This window comes from Limnobaculum parvum, from assembly GCF_003096015.2.
Classification (GTDB): domain Bacteria; phylum Pseudomonadota; class Gammaproteobacteria; order Enterobacterales; family Enterobacteriaceae; genus Limnobaculum; species Limnobaculum parvum.
On record NZ_CP029185.2, the window covers coordinates 591,754 to 612,904 of the forward strand.

The window sequence follows — 21,151 nt, forward strand, 5'->3', positions numbered from 1 at the left end:
CGTTTATTCCTCGCCTCCAGAATGATGTGAGTGCTTGCTGGTATCCATTTTCATATATTTATTAATAATATCGAGATACAAACCAGACTTAACCGTTGAAAAATACTCAACAGCATTGTTTTCGCTTGGTTTAGCAAGTTGATTGTAATCTTCCCATTGAAGTTGATTCGGGGATTGTTTAACTTTTTCAACCCATTTATCAAAGTCTTCCTGAGAAGTAACAATAGCGTTGAACTTCATTCCGGAGAATCCTTTACCGCTATAGTTAGCTGACATGCCCGGATAAACGCCTTTTTCATTCGCGACCAGATGCAGGATATTTTGCATGCCGCCCATGGCGTAAATCTGGCTACCCAGACGAGGAATAAAGAAAGAGTTCATGACGGTATCGGAAGTAATTTTAAATTTTACCGGTACGTTCTCTGGGAAAGAGAGTTGGTTAACCGAGGCAATACCGAGATCAGGATAGATAAATAACCATTTCCAATCCATGGAGACCGCTTCAATGGTAATCGTTTGGGCTTCACTTGGAATCGCCTGACTCGGGTCAAGTGCATGGGTACTTTTCCACGTTAACGTCCCCAATACCAAGATGATGACGCAAGGAATACCCCAAACGACCATTTCAATTTTATTTGAATGGCTCCAGTTAGGCGTATATTTAGCCTCTTTGTTTGATTCGCGATATTTCCATGCAAATAGAAAAGTCATAATGATAACGGGAATTACAACGATCAGCATCAGAAGGGTAGCCGTGATGATCAGGGATTTTTGTTCCATCCCGATCTGGCCTTTAGGATTCATCAGCGCCATATCACAGCCGGTGAGCAGCAAAGCTACGAGGCCGAGCATTAACACTTTAGAAAACTTATTGCATTGTTTGAGTCTCATTGAACGACCTCATGACAAAGTACATAAGCGCTTTGTGGTATTGAGAACCGATAAAAATAGGTTCTGGGTGTGCGGCAATTTTATGGAAAAGTTACAAATATGTAAATATCATTAAATCGTTGTCATCAAATGATATGAGTTTGTTGTGGCCCAATTGAGCGAATGATGTGGATTTTTCTAATTAATTAGGAATAAAACCCTGTTTTAAAGAGGTGATTTGATCTATTTTCTATCAAAAATCGTTAAATATTATTTATTGCAGTTTTTTGTATTACAGACTAAAAGGTTATACCTAACGTGTTAAATTTGTTAAAAATAGATATGGCTGGTGGATCGCGATATCCTTCACCATAAAGCGCATTATCTTAGATTGAAAGTAAACACTATCAAATAGATAGTTTATATCTATGAGGATACTGTTGAATGGTTATTTATTCTTCTTAGCGCTATTAGCGCTAACATTATGACGACGCCCGGTAGCCAAACCCACCCTAGTTCTGACTGAATAACCGCAATGCCATTAGGCTTCAGGTACTGTGTCAGTTGGAATGGTGCAACCTTGATCACCTGAATCGGTGCAAAAAAACGCTCTTCTGACCAAGGCCATAACCAACCGACGCCCATTCCCCCGGTTGTGAGGGAATCCAGTACGCTGTGAGATAACAGCGAAACGGTTAGAAACCCCCAAATTCGTCGGTAGCCAACCTTAAAAACATTTTTGAATAACAGCGCAAGAGTCGGCAGAGTAAAAGCAAACAGCAGAGAGTGGGTAAAACCCCGATGGCCAAAAGCATTAGCGTAGGCGATACCAAATTTAAAGGCGAGTACATCCAGATCGGGAATCATTGAGAAGGCAATACCGGTCATAAGTAACGCCGGTGGAATTTTACGCGATCCTAATCCGATACCCAAACAGATAGGGACGGCGGCATGGGTGACAATCGTCGGCATATCAACATCCTGAAAAAACTTGTTACAAGCATAGGTAACTGAGGTTATGAGGCTCAGAATAAATACCTTATGTGAAGCAGAGATGAAGTGATTTGATTTTCTGCGTGTGTTTTTATGCGTTGTGTAGCACATTCGCAATAAATCGATTTCTTATTGGCGCACAGAAAAGGTAGTGCCGTTAGTCAGGCTGATGATTGATAGCGTATTAATCTGACAGCCAGACCTTACGCATTTCTCTGGCAAAGGTTTCTAGGTTTTTCGGTGTTCTGCCCGTAAGCAGCTCAACTTCATTGGTTAGTCGCGTTTCTGCGCCTCCGGCAATCATGGTATCCAGCGAAGCTAATGCGCGTGCGTAATTTTCATTCATTCCCTGAGCGACAAAACGTTTGGTCAGGCCGCCTTCTGTTAGTTTGATATGGTCTATCTTCAGCCCGATTGCCGAACTGATAATTTTTGCCACATCACAATAAGAAAGCGCTTTAGGGCCGGTAATAACTACATCCCGGTTTAATGAATCATGGCGTAGCAGCGCAGAACAGGCAACGGCAGCAATATCGCTGGTATCCACAAATGGAACTCGCCCATCAAAGGTGGCGGAATAGATACGGCTTTCATCCAGAATGGAGGACATATGATACTCCTCTGAAAAGTTCTGCATAAACCAGGTTGGACGCAAAACGGCCCATTCAGGCGTATTTTGTTTCAGATAGCTGTGCACCGTTCCAACCATTGGGCCTCCTTCTTCCAATAGGGAGGCGCTGAGTAATACAAAACGTCGGATACCCTGTTTAAGGGCAAGGTCAATAAAGGGTCGCATTGCGGTTAGCGGTTCAGCCACATTAGGCGGTGCCACCAGATAAACCGCATCAATACCCAGTAAAACATCAGCATGGTTAAGTCTGTTGCTCCAGTCAAAGCGTACCGCCTGATGCCCGTAAATTGATGAACCAGAACGTGAAGCAATGACGCAAGAATGTCCTGCATCTTTTAACTGTGCTGCGATACGCCGGCCGGTCTTACCCGTTCCGCCGGTAATAAGAATGGTAGGGTCAGTCATGATGAACGCTCTCTGTAACCTGAACTTATTGCCAGTGATTGGCCTAGTAAAGTATCGGAATGGTGAGTAGGCACGAAGCCAGCGCTAATTTGAACATAGCAGAAAAACAGGAAAGATCGACTCTGTAGCCCCATTATAGGGGGATATATACGTTAAGATTTGTGTCGATTATGTCTGTATTAGGGGTTATTCGACTGTAGAGTAACGAATATTACTTTCAGGATATCGGCAAACTTAACAAATCGACATCAATGAAGATTCCGACCGTCAAGACACGGTGTTTAAGTTGGCACTGAGAGCGGTCGGTAAACCGCCTGTACTCAATTCTGGAGAGTGTCGGCCTACCTTTCCTATGGGTTGTCATCAAACACTTTACGGGCCAGCGCGAGTGCTGTTGGATCTTAGTCTTCCATCAGCTCTAGCCCGGCAATGCGTTTCCAGTACCCATTACAGTCAGTATGATTTTGCAGTTGCAGCGGCGACTGACCCTGCCCGTTATTGCGAAACTGGGTAATAAGCTCTAGCGTATCGTGGCCCTGTGGTGATAGGCGAACGATATCGACTAGTCCATTCATCTCTTTCAAATTGTTGCCAAGGTTATAGCAATAGCCACTTTGCGTCTGAATGCCGTTTAGCACAAACACCTGCTGGTTTTCCTGAGAGATAACGTTGCGGCCTGTTGGGTAGTTAATACAGCAAGTCTCACATTCATCTTTCGGTCGGTTTTCTGAACGCGCGGTAAAGCAACGGGCAGAATAGGCCAAAGGCAGATGACCGTAGCTGAAAACCTCAACTTCAAATTGACGGCGAATACCCAATTCTTCGCATTGGTTCAGCAAATTGAATAGCCAATCACGAGAGAGTTCCACCGGCATACACCAACGAATCATTCCCTGTTTGAGCAGTGAACGTAGGGTATAGGCGTTATAACAGTTGAGTGCAGGGCCAGCGACGTAGGGTAATCCATACTCGGCAGCCATGTTGACGGCTCCAAGATCGTTAGCCTCAATCAGAAACTCACCATTTTCGATATAGCGTTTTAGCTCGGTTAATTCAGACGGTGCCTGAATAAGCGCCAGTGTGGATAACACGACTTGCTTACCTGACTGCGCCAGCGTTTTAGCCAGATCCAGCCAGTCATTAACCTTCATTTCACGACGTTTACTGCAAACAGACTCGCCTAAATAGATAATATCCGCGCTGCTTTCCATTGCTGCATGGTAGAACGCTTCGGTTTGGTTTTTAGGCCAGTAATAGAGCAGAGGCCCCAGAGAATATTTCATTGTTGCCTCCTATTATTGCCATTTACGGTGATAAGCACCTAGGGTTGTTTGGGTACCCTCGGACATAGAACCCAGGGTGTCCATCCAAGATTTTTCTACGCTGAAGTTCTGTGGATCTGCCAGACAGCGATCGATAGCCTGACGCCAAACTTTTGCTACCTGACTGACATAAGCCGGGCTGCGCTGACGCCCTTCAATTTTTACTGAAGCAATATTGGCGGCCAATAGATCGGGGAGTAGCTCCAGAGTATTTAAACTGGTTGGTTCTTCCAACGCATGATACATCTCATCGCCGACCTGATAGCGGCCTTTACACAGCGTAGGGTAACCAGCGTTTTCCCCTTCTTTATAGCGGTCGATCAGCACATCATTTAGACGGGATTCTAAACCCTGGGGCGTTTGTTGCCAGCGAACGAAACGGGCTGGGGAACAGGCACCTACGGTGTTAGGGGATTCACCCGTGAGATAAGATGAAAGATAACAGCGACCTTCAGCCATAATACATAGGCTGCCAAAGGCGAAAACCTCCAGCGGCACGGGGCTAGTACGGGCCAACTGTTTAACCTGATGCATGGAAAGCACTCGGGGCAAAACGACCCGTGCTACATCGAAATTTCGTTGGTAAAAACGAATGGCTTCTTCATTGGTGGCGGAAGCCTGAACCGAGACGTGACGTTCAAGATGAGGGTAACGTTCAGACGCATATTCCAGCATGGCGATATCTGCCAAAATTAGGGCATCGGCACCAATATTCGCAGCCAGATCTACCGCTCGTTGCCAGCGGCTATAACCGTCGGGATGGGCGAAGGTATTGATGGCAATATGCAGTTTGCGCCGATGGCGATGAACATAACTTACCGCTTCCTCAAGTTTTTTATCGGTAAAGTTCAGTCCGGCGAAATGACGGGCATTAGTATCATCTTTAAAGCCAATATAGACGGCATCAGCGCCGTTATCTACGGCTGCTTTCAACGCCGGTAAATTACCGGCAGGGCACAGCAGTTCCATCTTATCGTCCTGCACAAAGTAAGAAGGTTATTAAAGCGAGGCGTTTAATAGCCTATTGAAGTCGTCACCTAAATCTGTTGGCTGATTGTAGTTAACCTTCTGATAACGATTTTTGATTTGAGGCAGCTTATTGCTGATTGGTCAGTTAATTATAATGTTCCAAAGTATAGGGAGCGCAGGGAAAGATATTTTCATTCTGAGGTTAAGGTATTTAGCAGGAGATAATTTGACAATTTTTTTGACCTGACTCGATGATCTCGTGTCTCATTGTGGCAAAATAGCGTAATTATTTTTTTGCAGGAGTCAGCGAGTGTTTGAACAACTGAGAGCACGTTTGGTTCGGCAGGGGCCTTCCCTTCTACGTCTACCGATAAAGTTAACCCCGTTTGCATTGCAGAAGCAGGTTTTGCAACAGTTGCTGGGCTGGCAGTTTCGTCATGCATTGGTTGAAGGTGATCTCGACTTTCTTGAACAACGCTGGTTGAAAGTAGAAGTTCGCGATCTGGGCCTGCTTTGGTTTGTTACCGTGCGTGAAGGCATATTGTTAGTGAGTGATAATCAGCAGGAAGATGTCAGTTTTAGCGGTGATGCTAACGATCTGATTCTGATCGCTGCTCGTAAACAAGATCCGGATACACTATTTTTCCAACGTCGTTTGGTGATAGAAGGTGATACCGAACTGGGCCTGTATGTGAAAAATTTGATGGATTCGATTGAACTGGAAAATATGCCTACTCCTCTACGCATTGGGTTACAACAACTGGCTGATTTTGTTGAAGCGGGTCTAAAAGAGGGCGGTGAAGCACATTCGCGCGCACCGGCATCGTGTTAATTCGTGTTGAAATACCCGTTGATGCGGCAGGGATTAATAAGCTGTTGCGTAAGGCATTTTCCAGTGATGCTGAAGCCGAACTGGTCAATCATCTGCGTGAAGATGGCCTGATAACGCTAGGTATTGTTGCTACTGATGATTACGGCGGTGTGATTGGTTATGCGGCATTTAGCCCGGTAATGGTTAATGGTGAAGATCGCCAGTGGGTTGGTTTAGCGCCGTTAGCCGTGGCTGAGAAATACCGTGGAAAAGGTTTAGGCAAGGCATTGGTTTACGAAGGTTTGGATGCGCTTAATGAGTTTGGCTATGCCGCCGTTGCGGTGTTGGGAGATCCAGCCTATTACGGCGCTTTAGGTTTCAAAACCTCAGCAGAGTATGGCTTGCACTGCAAATGGCCAGATACCGCTTCAGCTTTCCAGATTTATCCTCTGGCTGAAGAGTCTTTGCAGGGTATTTCTGGATTGGTAGAGTACTCCGCACCGTTTGACCGTTTTTAGTGATTTAACAACGCGGTTAACTGTTCGATTGAAGGCTGGTCGTTGACCAGCTTTTCTTTTTTGGCTTTAGTTAGTTGCTTCACGCGGTATTCCAGCTTTAGCGCTTCAGAGTGCCCGGCGGTTTTAATCTGATAAACCAATGTCAGTTCTCCAGCATTTCTTAATGCCTTGGCACCGTTGCCGGATTGGTGTTGCTTGAAACGGCGTTCAATACTGGTCGTGATTCCAGTGTACAGGCGATTATCTGCGGTACGTAAGATATACAGATACCAGTCATTTTTTTCCGCCAAGGAGCCGCTTTGTTTCACGTCTGTTCCATTCTCAGTTGCTAAATCGAAATGCATCTTATCAATTTTATGGTTTGAAAACAGCGCAAGTCTTCCCTGATGCTTGAGGTTAGCCTTTGTGTTAGTTTGGTCGCAGAATTCTATTTTTATAGCGGGATATGAATCTGATGACCACTGACCCTAAATATAGTCTGAACGCCATTTGCCGCTATCTGAAAAGAAACCATGTTGTCAGCTTATGTACCACAAATTCTGGTGACCTGTGGTGTGCAAGCTGCTTTTATCTGTTTGATATGGAAGATATGGGGTTAATTATTATGTCTGAGTCCCATACCCGACACGGTAAGCAGGCACTGGCTAACCCTCAGGTAGCCGGAACGATCTCCGCGCAGACAAGAAATATTGCTTTAATTCAGGGTATTCAATATACCGGTCAGCTTCACTTGTTAACCGGCGAAGATGAGCAAAGAGCAAGGGAAAAATATATTCAGCATTTCCCCATTGCTAAATTAACCAGTGCGCCTCTGTGGCGGTTGAGTCTTGATGAAATCAAAATGACTGACAATAAACTTGGATTTGGTAAAAAGTTTTTCTGGCAGCGCAGTGAGTCTGAATAGTTAAAACAGCGCGGAATGGCTGCCAACCCGATATAGTCTCAATTCTGAATCAGTACGTTGATAAATCAATAGAATGTCTGGAGATCCATGACATTCTAGATAGCCAACATAGCTACCGGATAACTTATGCTCCCGGTAGCCAGCTGGTAGCGGTTGGCCTGTTTGTAGCATGGCGATTGTATTCAGGATGATCCTTTGCGCATTTCTATTATTTACATAGTGTTTAGCGTCTTTTTTAAATCGATTCTGATAAACAATCGTTAGCATTACTCACCATCCCAGATCTTTTTTCAGTTCATCTACCGAGTTAGCACGGTGTACTCCAATACCCAGTTCAAACTCTTTAATTGCCTGAAGAGTTTCTTTATTGGGGCTAATTAAACCTTCTGGTATTTTTCCCGTTGCCGCTAACTGTCTGACTACCAGTCGGATGACGGTAGATAAATCTAACCCCAGTGTTTTTGCATTTGCCATTGCTGCCGCCTTTATTTCTGGTGAAACTCGCGCTTTTACGATTGTATCATTCATGGTATTCCCCTTATTGGCATCTGATTTTTATGGGCTCATTGTGTCCACAATGAGTGCTCAGGTCAATAGAGGAAAATACTCTTGGTGGGGGAGATTACGCTTAATGGAGGTTAATAAAAGTCGGATCGAGCATGAAAGCTTACAGATTGCGGAGTGTATCGAAATCTAATTGCCATACTGAATGATAGATAAGCAGAACAATGCGATATTTATCGCAATTTATGTACGATCTGGTTACTGCTACCGCGCCACACCAATGATGGATCGGCTAATTCTTTGACGAATTTTCCGTCGATCAGAACATTGATTAAATCGACCACCTGTTGTTGTTCAGCGGTGAGTTCAGACAATAAATATCCAGTCCAAAGCCAGATATCCTTTCCCGGGCACTCTTGCCGTATGCGTTTTACCAGCTTGAGTATATCGGGAACATTCTGTGGATGTAGTGGATCGCCACCAGATAGGCTAAGGCCTTGACGGGAGATCCGAGTGTCGTTGAGATCGGCAATAATGCGATCTTCCATCTCTGCGGTAAACCGTACGCCCGAGTTCAAACTCCAAGTGCTTTTATTATAGCAACCGGGGCATTGATGAACACAGCCAGAGACAAACAGCGTACAGCGAGTGCCAGGGCCGTTAACGATATCGACGGGATAGTACTGATGGAAATTCATAGTTTAAATATCTATATCCGGAAAGCAGTCAACTGAGGGGTTAACTTCTCAGTTGACTGCTGGTTACCTTACAGCAGAGCCTGATAAGCTATCGGGTTCTATTGCTTGTCAGATTAAAGCGGCGTTTTTATTAACAGGCTGGACTCTCACTTTGGTCCAATTGTCCATTGCCTAAATGTTTCACGCGGCGCTTTACTTCTTCCTGTTTGCCGGTGTTAAACGGGCGGGCATCCGGGCTACCTAAATAGCCACATACGCGACGAGTTACCGACACTTTTGATGAGTCGTGATTGCCGCATTTCGGACAGGTAAAGCCTTTGCTGGTGCACTCAAACTCGCCGGAGAAACCACACTCGTAGCATTCATCAATTGGCGTGTTAGTACCATAATAAGGAACACGGCTGTAGCTATAGTCCCATACGTCTTCTAAGGCTTTCAGGTTATGTTGAATGTTGGGATATTCGCCGTAACAAATGAAACCACCGTTAGCCAATGGCGGGTAAGGGGCTTCAAAGTCCAGTTTGTCATACGGGTTAACTTTTTTCTCAACGTCTAGGTGGAAGCTGTTGGTGTAGTAACCTTTATCGGTCACATCTTCAAGAACGCCAAACTCAGCAGTATCTAAACGGCAGAAGCGGCTGCACAGGTTTTCACTTGGCGTGCTGTACAGGCTGAAACCGTAACCGGTCTCTTTTTTCCACTCTTCAGTCGCTACTTTTAGGCGCTGGACAATCTCGACACCTTTATCACGCAACTGCTGGCTGTCATAAGGGTGTACCTGATTACCAAACAGTGCGTTTACCGTTTCGTGAATACCTATATAACCTAATGAGATAGATGCGCGGCCGTTTTTAAAGATCTCAGAGATGTTGTCATCCGCCTTCAAACGTACACCACAGGCACCTTCCATATACAAAATTGGGGCAACGCGCGCTTTAATACCGTCAAGACGTTCAATGCGGGTCATCAGAGCACGTTTAGCCAGCGCCAGACGCTGCTCCAGGATCTGCCAGAAGCGAGCCTCGTCGCCACGCGCTTCCAGCGCAATGCGCGGCAGGTTAAGGCTGATAACGCCAATGTTGTTACGACCATCGTGGATTTGCTCGCCGTTCTCTTCATAAACGCCCAAGAAGCTACGGCAACCCATTGGCGTTTTAAATGAACCGGTGACTTTTACGACCTGATCGTAATTAAGAATATCTGGATACATGCGCTTAGAAGCGCATTCCAATGCTAATTGCTTAATATCGTAGTTATCGTCACCGAATCTATGGTTAATCCCGTCTTTAATCGCAAATACCAGTTTAGGGAACACGGCAGTTTTATGGTTTTTACCTAATCCGGCAATGCGGTTTTTCAGAATAGATTGTTGAATCATTCGTGATTGCCAACTGGTGCCCAGTCCAAAACCGAAGGTAACAAATGGCGTTTGACCATTGGCGGTATGAAGGGTATTCACCTCATATTCCAGCGACTGGAAAGCATCGTAGCACTCTTTTTCCGTTCTGGACTGAGCATACTCTTCCGCATTAGCGATGTTCCATTCCAGAGCGACTTCTTTATGTTTGTTATAGCTTTCTGTAACGAACGGCGCGAGAACTTCATCAATTCGGTTGATGGTGGTGCCACCATAAATATGGCTGGCGACTTGAGCAATGATTTGAGCCGTTACAGCCGTAGCGGTAGAAATGGATTTTGGCGGCTCAATCTCCGCATTACCCATTTTAAACCCGTTGGTTAACATGCCTTTCAGATCGATAAGCATACAGTTAAACATTGGGAAGAATGGGGAGTAATCCAAATCGTGATAGTGGATTTCACCACGCTCATGGGCCATGACAATATCACGCGGTAGCAGATGCTGTTTGGCATAGTGTTTAGCCACGATACCCGCTAACAGATCGCGTTGGGTTGGAATGACTTTGCTATCTTTATTGGCATTCTCATTGAGCAGGGCAATATCACTTTGCTCAACCAGACCTTGAATCTCTTGGTTCAGGCGACCGCGCTTCTCCCGTGAAATGTCACGGTCGTGGCGGTATTCGATGTAGGTGCGAGCCAGCGTCTTGTAGTTACCGCTCATCAACTGGTTTTCTACGGCTTGCTGGATCTCATTGATATCAACAGCGGTTCGGCCTTCCATTTGCTTCGAAACTGTTTTTGCTACGTCAGCACAATAGTCGTCGTCATAGATATTGGCGGCGGTGGCTGCACGTACAATCGCTTCCTTGATTCGTACTTCATCAAAAGGCACTTTGCATCCATCACGTTTAATCACAACTGGTTTCACTATTGACTCCTTCACTAGCTGACTGTTTAGTCTTCTTTATTCGTAGTTATCCACAAGAAATACCCTCCTCGGAGAGGCTGTTCTTGTGGATGGAATGTGGATAAATTACTATATATAGGTGTGCTGGGAATTGAGTGCACTATATATTGTATCTGGCATAAATGAAAGCCGGTTTATTTGACGAAGAACAAGGAATTGATTACTTGCTCATTCTTCATGCAAAAACAGTCGGGGAAAGCGTGTTTTTTCATCAAATGTATTGTTATTAATTTCAGCACATTGGTAATAATTCCGCCCGTGAAAGCTATTTATCCGTGATTCAGCGTCATAAAGCGGTATAATTCCCGGCCTGCCGTATCATCGGTTCCCCAATAACGTTTAAATGAGTTTTCTATGAGTAGCAGCATTAGTCTGATCCAGCCTGAACGCGACCTGTTTTCCTACACGCCTTATTGGGCTGAGTGTTTTGGCACGGCGCCTTTTTTGCCGATGTCCCGTAAGGAGATGGATACATTAGGTTGGGACAGCTGTGACATTATTATCGTGACCGGTGATGCTTATGTTGACCATCCCAGTTTTGGTATGGCGATTGTTGGTCGGATGTTGGAAGCGCAGGGGTTTCGCGTGGGCATCATTGCCCAGCCCGACTGGACCAACAAAGATGATTTTATGCGGCTTGGAAAACCCAATTTGTTTTTCGGGGTAACCGCCGGAAACATGGATTCCATGATTAACCGTTATACCGCCGATCGACGTATGCGTCATGATGATGCCTATACGCCGGATAATATCGGCGGTAAGCGACCGGATCGCGCCACATTGGTGTATAGCCAACGCTGTAAAGAAGCCTACAAAGATGTGCCGGTGATTCTGGGAGGTATTGAAGCCAGCCTACGCCGTATTGCCCATTATGACTATTGGTCTGATACCGTGCGTCGCTCTGTTTTAGTGGATTCAAAGGCAGACATGTTGGTTTACGGTAATGGTGAGCGACCCATGGTTGAATTGGCCCACCGTCTGGCCGCCGGAGAATCCATTGCCGATATTCAGGACGTGCGTAACACCGCCCTGATGTGCAAAGGCGCGCTGCCGGGTTGGTCTGGGGTAGACTCTACTCGATTGGATAAGCCGGGACGTATCGATCCTATTCCTCATCCCTATGGTGATGACCTGCCTTGCGTCGATGAAAACAGCCCATTTTCTCCCGAAAAACAGCCGACGGAAAAAGAGATTGTTGTTCAACCAGCCAAACCAAAGCCGTGGGAAAAGACTTACGTTTTGCTGCCATCTTATGAAAAGGTGAAGGCAGATAAAATCATGTATGCCCATGCTTCGCGTATTTTGCATCATGAGACTAACCCCGGCTGTGCTCGGGCATTACTACAGAAACATGGGGATCGCTACGTGTGGATTAATCCACCCGCTATTCCATTATCTACGGAAGAAATGGACAGCGTATTTGCTCTGCCATATCAGCGCGTTCCTCATCCTGCCTATAACGGTCAAAAACTGCCTGCGTATGAGATGATTCGTTTCTCAGTTAATATCATGCGCGGCTGTTATGGTGGCTGCTCGTTCTGTTCAATTACCGAACACGAAGGGCGTATTATCCAGAGCCGTTCAGAAGATTCGATCATCCGTGAAATTGAAGAGATCCGCGATAGCGTGCCGGGTTTCACCGGTATTATTTCTGACCTCGGCGGGCCAACGGCCAATATGTATATGTTGCGTTGTCAGTCGCCAAGGGCAGAGCAGACCTGCCGTCGGGCTTCCTGTGTTTATCCTGAAATTTGTCAGCATATGGATACTAACCATGAGCCGACCATCAAACTCTATCGTCGAGCCAGAGATTTAAAAGGCATCAAGAAGATCCTGATTGCTTCTGGCGTTCGTTACGATTTAGCCGTGCAGGATCCTCGCTATATTAAGGAACTGGCAACCCATCACGTTGGCGGCTATTTGAAGATAGCGCCAGAACATACGGAAAAAGGGCCGCTATCCAAAATGATGAAGCCCGGCATGGGCAGTTACGATCGCTTTAAAGAGCTGTTTGATACCTACTCTAAACAAGCAGGAAAAGAGCAGTATCTTATTCCTTATTTCATTTCGGCCCATCCGGGCACTGAAGATGAGGACATGGTTAATCTGGCTCTATGGCTGAAGAAGAACCGCTTCCGTTTGGATCAGGTGCAAAACTTCTATCCGTCACCGCTGGCCAACTCAACCACCATGTACTACACCGGTAAGAATCCGTTGTCGAAAGTGGATTATAAAAGTGAGGACGTAACCATTCCAAAAGGGGATCGTCAGCGCCGGTTACAAAAAGCACTCCTGCGTTACCACGATCCGGCGAACTGGCCGTTGATTCGCACTGCGTTGGAAGAGATGGGATTAAAACATCTGATAGGTAGCCGTCGTGACTGTCTGGTACCTGCGGCAAGTATTGAAGAACAAAGAGCCGCTAAACGTAATTTGCGTCAGACGCGTCCTGCGTTAACCAAACATACGGATATTACGCGTCAAAGAGATCCTGCAAAAGGGTCGGGACGTCAGGCCGCAGAAACGGCCCGTAAGCCAGATAATAAAGCAAAAAATGTGAAGCCACAAAGCGGTAAACAGGAAACGGAACATTCAGTAAAAAGTGGAAAAGCGAAAGGTCCCGCTAGGAAGAAAACGTCTTTTTGAGTGTTGAAAATGTTTTAAACGGGTGAATAGATTATTCACCCGTTTAAATGAAAGATGACCCAACTGGGTGAATTCGGTCATTTTTATGGTTTTCAACTTTTCGTTCATTTTGTGATCTCTCACGAATAACGCAATGAAAAAATTTTCATTATAAATATATTAAAATATATAAGGGATAGTTCGGACTTATCTACCTTATTGACTTATTTATGCAATTTTTTTCAAAAAAATCCGTTGAGGCATAACTTTTTTTATCGTTAGCTAGCGTGAACTACCTGTGATTATTGCTAACTATAAAGACGAACATCATGAAAACACTAAAGAACTGGACGTTGCAGCAACAGCTTTCCGACCGTATCGAACTTAATGTTGATAACCGCCATTGCTTTTGTTTGTATGTGTTGGAGCCGGATCTATTTCGGGTTCTGATCAAACAAAATAACCAATTAGCTCTGGATCGTACCTGGACGATTGCACCGGATAACGATACACCTTGGGAAGGGCGCTCCAGATTGAGTTGTGAGGGATTCTCTCAGCCCGGCTATCAGTTGGAACAGCAGGATGAATGGTTACGTGTGAGTACCGATAAACTGCGGGTTACTATTCATCAACCGCTATGGCTGGAGTGGGAATACAAAACCCAAAACGGCGACTGGCAACTGCTAACTGCCGATCGTCCCACCAGCGCTTATTTATTAAATACTCACGGTGATGGCGTGGCTCACTATCAACGTCGTTATGGCAATGAGCAGTTTTATGGATTGGGAGAGAAGGCCGGTGACCTGAACCGCAACGGTCGTCGGTTTGAAATGCGTAATCTGGACGCGATGGGTTATAACGCGGCCTCTACCGATCCGCTGTATAAACATATTCCGTTTACTATCACGCGTCGTAACGAAGTTAGTTTTGGTTTGTTTTACGATAACCTGAGCAGCTGTTGGTTGGACTTGGGTAACGAGTTGGATAACTACCATCTACCGTATCGTCGCTATCAGGCTGAGGCGGGAGATCTGGATTACTATCTATTTCTTGGCCCAAAAGTATTGGATGTCACTAAAAAGTTTGTCCAGTTGACAGGAAAAACCTTCTTTGGACCAAAATGGAGCTTGGGTTATAGCGGCTCAACTATGCACTACACTGATGCGCCGGATGCTCAGCAACAGCTGCAAAAGTTCATTACGTTATGCAGTGAACACCAAATCCCTTGCGATTCTTTCCAGCTTTCATCCGGCTATACTTCCATCAATAACAAGCGCTACGTATTTAACTGGAATTACGACAAAGTACCTCAGCCAAAAATGCTGAGTCAGGCATTTCATCAAGCCGGGCTAAAACTGGCGGCGAATATCAAACCTTGTCTGCTACAGGACCATCCAAAATATCAGGAAGTGGCGAAAGCCGGGTTATTTATTCGTGACTCTGAGTCCGGTTCACCGGAACGTTCAGTTTTTTGGGATGATGAAGGCTCCCATCTTGATTTTACCAATCCACAGACTATTCAATGGTGGCAGGGCAACGTCACTCAGCAATTGCTGGAAATGGGTATCGACTCAACGTGGAACGACAATAACGAGTATGAGGTGTGGGATGGCGAAGCGGTTTGTCATGGTTTTGGTCGCCCGATTGCGATTAAACATATCCGTCCGGTAATGCCGCTGTTGATGTGCCGCTCTTCCATGGAGGCTCAGCAGAAATTTGCTCCAGAAAAACGACCTTATTTGATCTCTCGTTCTGGCTGTGCCGGTATGCAACGTTATGTGCAGACGTGGAGTGGAGATAACCGCACCAACTGGCAAACCTTACGCTATAACACCCGCATGGGGGTGGGTATGAGTTTGTCCGGGTTATATAACGTAGGGCACGATGTCGGGGGATTTTCAGGCGATCGTCCAGATGCTGAACTGTTTGTCCGTTGGGTACAAAATGGCGTGATGCATCCGCGTTTTACCATCCACTCATGGAATGACGATCGTACGGTTAATGAACCTTGGATGTATCCGGAAGCTACGCCTGCTATTCGCGACGCGATCAACTTGCGTTATCGCCTGCTACCGTACTTCTATAACTTGCTGTGGCAAGCTCACCGTGACGATGAGCCGATGCTTCGTCCGACTTTTCTAGATCATGAACATGACAGCAATACTTTCAGTGAAACCGATGATTTCCTGATTGGTAAAGATCTGCTGGTCGCCAGCGTCGTGGAGCAAGGTCAGCGTGAACGTCCGGTGTATTTACCTGATAATCAGAATGGCTGGTATTGCTTCCATTCCGGCCAGTGGTATAAAGGCGGGCAAAAAATTGTGCTGCCAGCACCGCTGGAGCGCCTACCGCTGTTAGTGAAAGCCGGTGCAGTATTGCCGCTATCAACCCATATTGGTTCTACACAATTGGTTAAGGAAGACGTTCGCGAACTGCATGTTTTCCCTCTGGTAGCCGCAGGAGAAACCTGTGGAGAAATTTTCGAAGATGATGGTGACAGTTTTGGCTATCGTGACGGTAATGCGCTGTGGCTAAACTGGACATTAACCAGCGATGTAAATCGTATCGATTTGAAAATTGAGGCTAAAGGCAGCTATGTTCCCGTGTGGAATACTCTGAAGATGGTATTACCACAGGGAGAAAAGCGTAGTTTATATATTAATGGATTGGCGGCAAGTCAAATTACATTGTCATTATTATAGTGATATAGGGCAATACCAGTCATTTAATCAATTGATTGGTATTGCTTTATGCGTATCTGAGCATTTTCTTTTGTTGTGTCAGTCTATTTTGATACAAAGATATTGATTTCATAATGATATTATTTTCAATAATATCATTAGCTAGTTAAGAATAATGACGCTGTCTCGATGGTATCAACGTTCTGACAGTATCAATGTGGATACAGTATCGGTTGAGCATACATTCTGTGTTCAACAATACATTTCTGAAACTAGCGAAAGAATGAAAGGAAGTGCTTTAATGAAAAGTGACAATAAAATTGTTATTAAAGGAAGCGTTGAAAAAGTTTTCGACTTGATAACACAAGTGAGATTCTGGCCTGAATGGCACTTGGCTACACGTGCAGTATCAGGTGTAACCGAGCGTCCCTTTCGTCCTGGTGATGTTTTTTACGAATTTGTTCGTACCAACAATGGCCCTCGTGAGATAGAGTGGCATGTCGCCGAGTACGATCGTCCACGCAGTGCCAGCATACAGCTCAAAGATTCTTCACTGAAAATTACTTATACATTCGAACAGACAGCAGAAGGTACCGTATTCGGCCGTACTCTGACTAAAGATAAAGAGGTCGGTATTGAATTAGGAAAAGACAACGCGGAAGCCTTGCGAATTGAAACACAATCTGTCGAGAATTTGGTTCGTTTGGTTGAGCGAATCATTGAATGTGAAAATGTTGGGCCAAGCTACCCTTGATTTTTCAGATTGTTAAAAAGCGCCCATCTTTAATATAAGTATGGGCGCTTTGTTAATTAACCCGATAGTTTAGCCTTTCGGCGTTATGCTCAATAGTTAATTGAAAATCACTTCAGATCGCTAAAAAAGGTGCGTTTCAGCGCTAATTCAACACCACGGATTTCTGCCAAACCTTTCAAACGACCAATCGCAGAATAACCCGGATTGGTTTTCTTCTTTAGGTCATCCAACATCTGGTGGCCATGATCAGGGCGCATTGGAATCTTACGCATATCTCCTGCTTTCTGGCGGCGAGACTCTTCTCCCAGAATCGCTTTCACCACCGAATACATATCCACATCGCCATCTAAATGGGCCCCTTCATGGAAGGTTTTTGGGTTTCCTTCACGACAGGTTGAACGCAGATGGGTGAAGTGAATACGGTCGCCAAAGGTTTCGATCATTCTGACTAAATCGTTATCAGCCCGTACACCGTAGGAACCGGTACACATGGTGAAACCATTATGAATGCTGTCGACGGTCTCTTTTAGCCACTGCATATCTTCGATAGTGGAAACAATACGCGGCAGGCCCAGAATCGGACGCGGCGGATCGTCAGGATGTACCGCCAGACGTAAACCGCAGGCTTCAGCTACCGGAACAATCTGCTTCAGGAAATACGCCATGTGCTCACGCAGTTTGGCCTTATCAATACCATCATAAGTAGAGAGGTGCTTACGGAACTGCTCTAGAGTATAACCCTCTTCAGCACCCGGCAGGCCAGCAATAATATTGCGTACCAGCTTATCAATGTCAGCCTGACTCATGGCGTCATAATAAGTCTTAGCTTGGGCAACTTCCTCTGCGGTGTAGTCAGCTTCTGCGCCAGGGCGTTTTAACATATGCAGTTCAAAGGCAGCAAAAGCAATTTGGTCGAAACGCAGGGCTTTGGAACCATCGGGTAACACATATTCCAGATCGGTACGAGTCCAGTCTAATACCGGCATAAAGTTGTAGCACACGGTATCAATGCCGCAGGCGGCCAGATTACGGATCGATTGCTGATAATTAGCGATATGCTGCTTATAGTTACCGGTCTGAGTTTTGATTTCTTCATGGACAGGAATACTTTCTACCACTGACCAGACTAGTCCTTTCTCTTCAATCACTTTTTTGCGTTTTTCGATCTCTTCGACACTCCAGACGTCACCGTTTGGAATATGATGCAATGCCGTGACAATACCGGTAGCACCAGCTTGGCGAATATCATCTAAAGAGACTAGGTCATTAGGACCATACCAACGCCATGTTTGTTCCATATATAAATACCTTAAATCAAGGGTGTTAAAGACAGCCGCAACCCCGCCATAAATAGCGTATAAACATAAAATTATATTTATCGACTAAACAGCGTTGCGCTATATGTCGCTTATCTGACCATGACAGGGGAAACTACCATGGCGGTTATCGTTTTTTCTCGCGATATCAGGAATCCTGATTTTCAACGGGAACTGATTCAAAAAGATAACCATCAAAAGAGGGGTCATCTGAATCAGAAAGTTCCATCAACTTTTGTTTCACATTCTCTAAGTGCTGCCACATTGCCTGGCGGGCACCCTGAGGATCTCTGCGTTGTAATGCCTGTAAGATCTTGTTGTGATCGTTCAGCCAAGCTCGTCGGTAGTCTTGATTAGAGATATGGGTATGTAGCTTTTGCCACATGGCGCTATCTCGGCGGCGACGCCACAGGTCTTGCACCATATCTTCTAACAGCGAGTTTTGGGTAGCTTTAGCGATCAGCGTATGGAACAGCTCATCACTGTCATAATTGGTTTGCCCGCTTTCCAGTGCGGAACGCTCCTGTTCGAGAGCTTGGCGGAGTTCGGCAATATCTGATTTAACCAATTGCGTGGCCGCAAAGGCGGCAATATTGCTTTCTAGCAATTGTCGCGCCTGTAGCATTTCAAAAGGACCGATATCATCACTGTTCTGTTGCGGAGCTTGTTTAACACTGTCAGGTAGGTTTATTACGTAAACCCCAGAGCCTTTACGCACATCAATCAGATTCTCTAATTCCAGCATGATTAATGCTTCACGTATTACTGCTCGACTAACGCTGAACTGGGCAGCAATATCCCTTTCTGGCGGTAGGCGTGAACCTACGGGAAAATTACCTGAGCTCAACATGGCTTTTAGCGCTTTACCAATTTCTTGATAGGAGCGTTTAGCACCTGACATGTTATTTCCTTAGCGTTAGATGGTCTTGATTAGTATCAAGCTAATTGTAGCAATATACAACACAAGATCAATTAACTGGTTGACCAATTATACGATTCATTCCATTAAAGTTTTTTCATAGAATCAACCAGTTGATAAACTTCAGGATTACTCTTCTGTAAGTTGTCATACATTGGTTGAACAGCCTGCTGGAAGCTGGCTTTTTCCGGGTAGCTAAACTGAACGCCCATATTTTCGGCTTTTACTTTTTCTTCCGCGTTAGACTGAGCCCATAACTCTTTCATATACATCATGGATTCGTCAGCCGCTTGTTGTAAGGCCTTTTGATCTTTTTCAGATAGCCCATCCCAAACTTTGGCTGAAATGACCAAAACATCAGGAATAGAGGTGTGTTCATCTACGCTGTAGAACTTAGTCACTTCACCATGACGGTTCAACGTCAGTGCCGTCAGATTGTTTTCAGCGGCGTCAACGACACCTTGTTGCAATGCGGTATATAACTCACCATACGCCAGTGGTGTAGGGTTGCCCCCTAGTAGTTTAATCATTTCAACCGCACTTGGGCTAGGTTGAACACGCACTTTTAATCCTTTCAGATCCGCGGGTGAATTGATGGGTTTTTTAGCATAGAAGCTACGAGAGCCAGCATCATAGTAAGTCAAACCAATAAAGCCATTCGGTCGGGAAGATTGCAAAATTGACTTGCCTGATTCACTTAACATGGCGCGGTAGTAGTGTTCACGATCGGTGAACAGGTAAGGCATGTTAAATGCGCCATAGTTTTTGGAGAAAGCTTCCAGTTCGGCGGCATTGGATTTTGCCATTGCCAGCGCACCGTTTTGTACCAGCTCTAGTGATTCTCTTTGGTCGCCCAATTGAGCATCCGGATAAATGCGGATAACCAGATTTCCATCGGACAGCTCTTTCGCTCGACTGGCCATTTTTTCCATGGCTTTTTGTACGGGATGGTTGCGGTTGTGGTTATGGCTAAGTTTCATGGTAACCGCAGAGTAAACCGGTGCTGCCACCAGCATGATGGAACCAATAATCAGAGGCAATAAGCCCTTCTTTAATGACATATAACTCTCCTTCTGTCGTTGTTGTATTTTTAGAGTGAATGTAAGGGTACGCTCAGCAGGCTGACCACTTTGAGGCAAAAAGTCAAAATAAAAAGCAATAATAATGTTAATTGGTTGACCAATATCTCAAAAATGCAATAAGGTCGTTTGAATTTATTGATCGAGAAACAGAAAGAATGTCTTATAGCACAGACTAATTTTGTGTGGAATTTAGATTAAATAACATCAATTATATTTAAATCATGTGGTTGTGGCTAAATAAATAGAAGAAATTTGTTAGTCCTGCTAAATCAGCAATAGCCAGTCGGGAGTTAAACTTGATGAATACACTTAAGAAAATGGTTGACCAATTTCTTGCGTGGGCGGTAATTTTTATTTCCAGTGTTCTTGTTCTTTGCGTTTTGTGGCAGGTTTTTTCACGTTACTGCCTAGGAACGCCAAGCGTAGCAACGGATGAAATAGCTCGATTTATGTTTATGTGGGTAGGGTTGGTAGGGGCAGCCTATGCGGTAAGCCTGAAGCGCCATTTGGCGATAGATCTGCTGACGCAAAAATTAACCGGTACACGCAAGCTGGTTTCCGAAGTTGTCATCATTTTAATGACGCTACTGTTTGCCGGGCTGGTTATGGTTTACGGTGGCCTTGGATTAGTTCAGAAGACCCTGAGTACTCAGCAGCTCTCTCCGGCTTTAGGTATTCCTATGGGATATGTCTATTTCGCCATTCCTTTCAGTGGATTCGCCATTATTTTTTATTCGTTGGTTGATTTACTGAACAAGTTTACGCCGAATTCCTCTGTACATACGGCAGGGTAACTGTGCTTTACCGATAGTAGCCTGAG

20 protein-coding genes are annotated in these 21,151 nt (G+C 45.1%); 7 read left to right on the forward strand and 13 right to left on the reverse strand.

Features of this window, described 5'->3' with window-relative positions:
• Positions 1–3: 3 nt before the first annotated feature.
• The 5 genes from cyoA to ubiU form a co-directional block, all read right to left on the reverse strand.
• Positions 4–891, reverse strand: a complete 888-nt coding sequence (gene cyoA / locus HYN51_RS02050) for a ubiquinol oxidase subunit II (protein WP_108901316.1) — start codon at positions 889–891, stop codon at positions 4–6.
• A 405-nt stretch (positions 892–1,296) separates the two neighbouring features.
• The gene (locus HYN51_RS02055) at positions 1,297–1,842 is read right to left on the reverse strand and encodes a metal-dependent hydrolase (protein ID WP_108901317.1); all 546 of its coding nucleotides are present in this window, start codon (positions 1,840–1,842) and stop codon (positions 1,297–1,299) included.
• Between the two features lie 205 nt (positions 1,843–2,047).
• A complete protein-coding gene (locus HYN51_RS02060) occupies positions 2,048–2,899 on the reverse strand; it encodes an ergot alkaloid biosynthesis protein (RefSeq protein WP_108901318.1) in 852 nt (283 codons plus the stop codon).
• 401 nt (positions 2,900–3,300) lie between these two features.
• Positions 3,301–4,182 carry a U32 family peptidase gene (locus HYN51_RS02065; protein ID WP_108901319.1) on the reverse strand — a complete coding sequence of 294 codons (882 nt, stop codon included), beginning with the start codon at positions 4,180–4,182 and terminating at the stop codon, positions 3,301–3,303.
• A gap of 12 nt (positions 4,183–4,194) precedes the next feature.
• On the reverse strand, positions 4,195–5,190 hold the full coding sequence (gene ubiU / locus HYN51_RS02070) for a ubiquinone anaerobic biosynthesis protein UbiU (RefSeq protein WP_108901320.1): 996 nt from the start codon (positions 5,188–5,190) through the stop codon (positions 4,195–4,197).
• A 310-nt stretch (positions 5,191–5,500) separates the two neighbouring features.
• Between ubiU and ubiT the strand changes: the two genes are divergently transcribed.
• Both ubiT and HYN51_RS02080 read left to right on the forward strand, forming a co-directional pair.
• Entirely contained in the window at positions 5,501–6,022 is a 522-nt protein-coding gene (gene ubiT, locus HYN51_RS02075) for a ubiquinone anaerobic biosynthesis accessory factor UbiT (RefSeq protein WP_108901321.1), read from the forward strand.
• Positions 6,016–6,519: a GNAT family N-acetyltransferase gene (locus HYN51_RS02080; protein ID WP_108901322.1), complete on the forward strand. Its 504-nt coding sequence runs from the start codon at positions 6,016–6,018 to the stop codon at positions 6,517–6,519. Before ubiT ends, HYN51_RS02080 begins: the two co-directional genes overlap by 7 nt.
• On the opposite strand, the gene HYN51_RS02085 is transcribed toward HYN51_RS02080, so the two are convergent.
• Positions 6,516–6,827, reverse strand: a complete 312-nt coding sequence (locus HYN51_RS02085; RefSeq protein WP_230514007.1) for a GIY-YIG nuclease family protein — start codon at positions 6,825–6,827, stop codon at positions 6,516–6,518. The two genes, HYN51_RS02080 and HYN51_RS02085, sit on opposite strands and share 4 nt — an antisense overlap.
• 146 nt (positions 6,828–6,973) lie before the next feature.
• On the opposite strand from HYN51_RS02085, the gene HYN51_RS02090 reads away from it, so the two are divergent.
• Entirely contained in the window at positions 6,974–7,423 is a 450-nt protein-coding gene (locus HYN51_RS02090) for a YhbP family protein (protein ID WP_108902126.1), read from the forward strand.
• Here the strand turns inward: HYN51_RS02090 and HYN51_RS02095 are convergent, their stop codons facing one another.
• The 4 genes from HYN51_RS02095 to nrdD form a co-directional block, all read right to left on the reverse strand.
• Complete coding sequence (locus tag HYN51_RS02095) at positions 7,424–7,690, reverse strand: type II toxin-antitoxin system RelE/ParE family toxin (protein ID WP_108901324.1); 267 nt, start codon at positions 7,688–7,690, stop codon at positions 7,424–7,426. It abuts the gene before it with no gap.
• 3 nt (positions 7,691–7,693) lie between these two features.
• Entirely contained in the window at positions 7,694–7,951 is a 258-nt protein-coding gene (locus tag HYN51_RS02100) for a type II toxin-antitoxin system RelB/DinJ family antitoxin (RefSeq protein WP_108901325.1), read from the reverse strand.
• 209 nt (positions 7,952–8,160) lie between these two features.
• Positions 8,161–8,625 (reverse strand): anaerobic ribonucleoside-triphosphate reductase-activating protein, encoded by a 465-nt coding sequence (gene nrdG / locus HYN51_RS02105; protein ID WP_108901326.1) that lies wholly within the window; start codon positions 8,623–8,625, stop codon positions 8,161–8,163.
• Between the two features lie 130 nt (positions 8,626–8,755).
• Complete coding sequence (gene nrdD, locus HYN51_RS02110) at positions 8,756–10,915, reverse strand: anaerobic ribonucleoside-triphosphate reductase (RefSeq protein WP_108901327.1); 2,160 nt, start codon at positions 10,913–10,915, stop codon at positions 8,756–8,758.
• Between the two features lie 393 nt (positions 10,916–11,308).
• On the opposite strand from nrdD, the gene HYN51_RS02115 reads away from it, so the two are divergent.
• The 3 genes from HYN51_RS02115 to HYN51_RS02125 all read left to right on the forward strand — a co-directional run bounded on the left by HYN51_RS02115 (position 11,309) and on the right by HYN51_RS02125 (position 17,014).
• Positions 11,309–13,600, forward strand: coding sequence for a YgiQ family radical SAM protein (locus tag HYN51_RS02115; protein WP_108901328.1), 2,292 nt, complete (start codon positions 11,309–11,311; stop codon positions 13,598–13,600).
• 308 nt (positions 13,601–13,908) lie between these two features.
• Positions 13,909–16,281 (forward strand): glycoside hydrolase family 31 protein, encoded by a 2,373-nt coding sequence (locus HYN51_RS02120; RefSeq protein ID WP_108901329.1) that lies wholly within the window; start codon positions 13,909–13,911, stop codon positions 16,279–16,281.
• A 280-nt stretch (positions 16,282–16,561) separates the two neighbouring features.
• On the forward strand, positions 16,562–17,014 hold the full coding sequence (locus HYN51_RS02125; RefSeq protein ID WP_192878433.1) for an SRPBCC family protein: 453 nt from the start codon (positions 16,562–16,564) through the stop codon (positions 17,012–17,014).
• Positions 17,015–17,121: 107 nt separating this feature from the next.
• Here the strand turns inward: HYN51_RS02125 and uxuA are convergent, their stop codons facing one another.
• The 3 genes from uxuA to HYN51_RS02140 all read right to left on the reverse strand — a co-directional run bounded on the left by uxuA (position 17,122) and on the right by HYN51_RS02140 (position 20,310).
• Positions 17,122–18,312, reverse strand: a complete 1,191-nt coding sequence (gene uxuA / locus HYN51_RS02130) for a mannonate dehydratase (protein WP_108901331.1) — start codon at positions 18,310–18,312, stop codon at positions 17,122–17,124.
• Positions 18,313–18,478: 166 nt separating this feature from the next.
• The gene (locus HYN51_RS02135) at positions 18,479–19,231 is read right to left on the reverse strand and encodes an FCD domain-containing protein (RefSeq protein WP_108901332.1); all 753 of its coding nucleotides are present in this window, start codon (positions 19,229–19,231) and stop codon (positions 18,479–18,481) included.
• 104 nt (positions 19,232–19,335) lie between these two features.
• Complete coding sequence (locus HYN51_RS02140) at positions 19,336–20,310, reverse strand: TRAP transporter substrate-binding protein (protein WP_108901333.1); 975 nt, start codon at positions 20,308–20,310, stop codon at positions 19,336–19,338.
• A gap of 320 nt (positions 20,311–20,630) precedes the next feature.
• On the opposite strand from HYN51_RS02140, the gene HYN51_RS02145 reads away from it, so the two are divergent.
• Positions 20,631–21,125 carry a TRAP transporter small permease gene (locus tag HYN51_RS02145; protein WP_108901334.1) on the forward strand — a complete coding sequence of 165 codons (495 nt, stop codon included), beginning with the start codon at positions 20,631–20,633 and terminating at the stop codon, positions 21,123–21,125.
• The last annotated feature ends 26 nt before the right edge of the window (positions 21,126–21,151 follow it).

Excerpts from the sequence above, each read along its gene's own strand:
- HYN51_RS02145 (WP_108901334.1), top strand. The coding sequence starts at position 20,631 with ATGAATACACTTAAGAAAATGGTTGACCAATTTCTTGCGTGGGCGGTA.
- HYN51_RS02140 (WP_108901333.1), bottom strand. The coding sequence starts at position 20,310 with ATGTCATTAAAGAAGGGCTTATTGCCTCTGATTATTGGTTCCATCATG.
- HYN51_RS02055 (WP_108901317.1), bottom strand. The coding sequence starts at position 1,842 with ATGCCGACGATTGTCACCCATGCCGCCGTCCCTATCTGTTTGGGTATC.
- cyoA (WP_108901316.1), bottom strand. The coding sequence starts at position 891 with ATGAGACTCAAACAATGCAATAAGTTTTCTAAAGTGTTAATGCTCGGC.
- HYN51_RS02065 (WP_108901319.1), bottom strand. The coding sequence starts at position 4,182 with ATGAAATATTCTCTGGGGCCTCTGCTCTATTACTGGCCTAAAAACCAA.
- HYN51_RS02100 (WP_108901325.1), bottom strand. The coding sequence starts at position 7,951 with ATGAATGATACAATCGTAAAAGCGCGAGTTTCACCAGAAATAAAGGCG.
- HYN51_RS02060 (WP_108901318.1), bottom strand. The coding sequence starts at position 2,899 with ATGACTGACCCTACCATTCTTATTACCGGCGGAACGGGTAAGACCGGC.
- uxuA (WP_108901331.1), bottom strand. The coding sequence starts at position 18,312 with ATGGAACAAACATGGCGTTGGTATGGTCCTAATGACCTAGTCTCTTTA.
- HYN51_RS02135 (WP_108901332.1), bottom strand. The coding sequence starts at position 19,231 with ATGTCAGGTGCTAAACGCTCCTATCAAGAAATTGGTAAAGCGCTAAAA.
- HYN51_RS02125 (WP_192878433.1), top strand. The coding sequence starts at position 16,562 with ATGAAAAGTGACAATAAAATTGTTATTAAAGGAAGCGTTGAAAAAGTT.
- ubiU (WP_108901320.1), bottom strand. The coding sequence starts at position 5,190 with ATGGAACTGCTGTGCCCTGCCGGTAATTTACCGGCGTTGAAAGCAGCC.
- HYN51_RS02120 (WP_108901329.1), top strand. The coding sequence starts at position 13,909 with ATGAAAACACTAAAGAACTGGACGTTGCAGCAACAGCTTTCCGACCGT.
- HYN51_RS02115 (WP_108901328.1), top strand. The coding sequence starts at position 11,309 with ATGAGTAGCAGCATTAGTCTGATCCAGCCTGAACGCGACCTGTTTTCC.
- HYN51_RS02090 (WP_108902126.1), top strand. The coding sequence starts at position 6,974 with ATGACCACTGACCCTAAATATAGTCTGAACGCCATTTGCCGCTATCTG.
- nrdG (WP_108901326.1), bottom strand. The coding sequence starts at position 8,625 with ATGAATTTCCATCAGTACTATCCCGTCGATATCGTTAACGGCCCTGGC.
- HYN51_RS02095 (WP_108901324.1), bottom strand. The coding sequence starts at position 7,690 with ATGCTAACGATTGTTTATCAGAATCGATTTAAAAAAGACGCTAAACAC.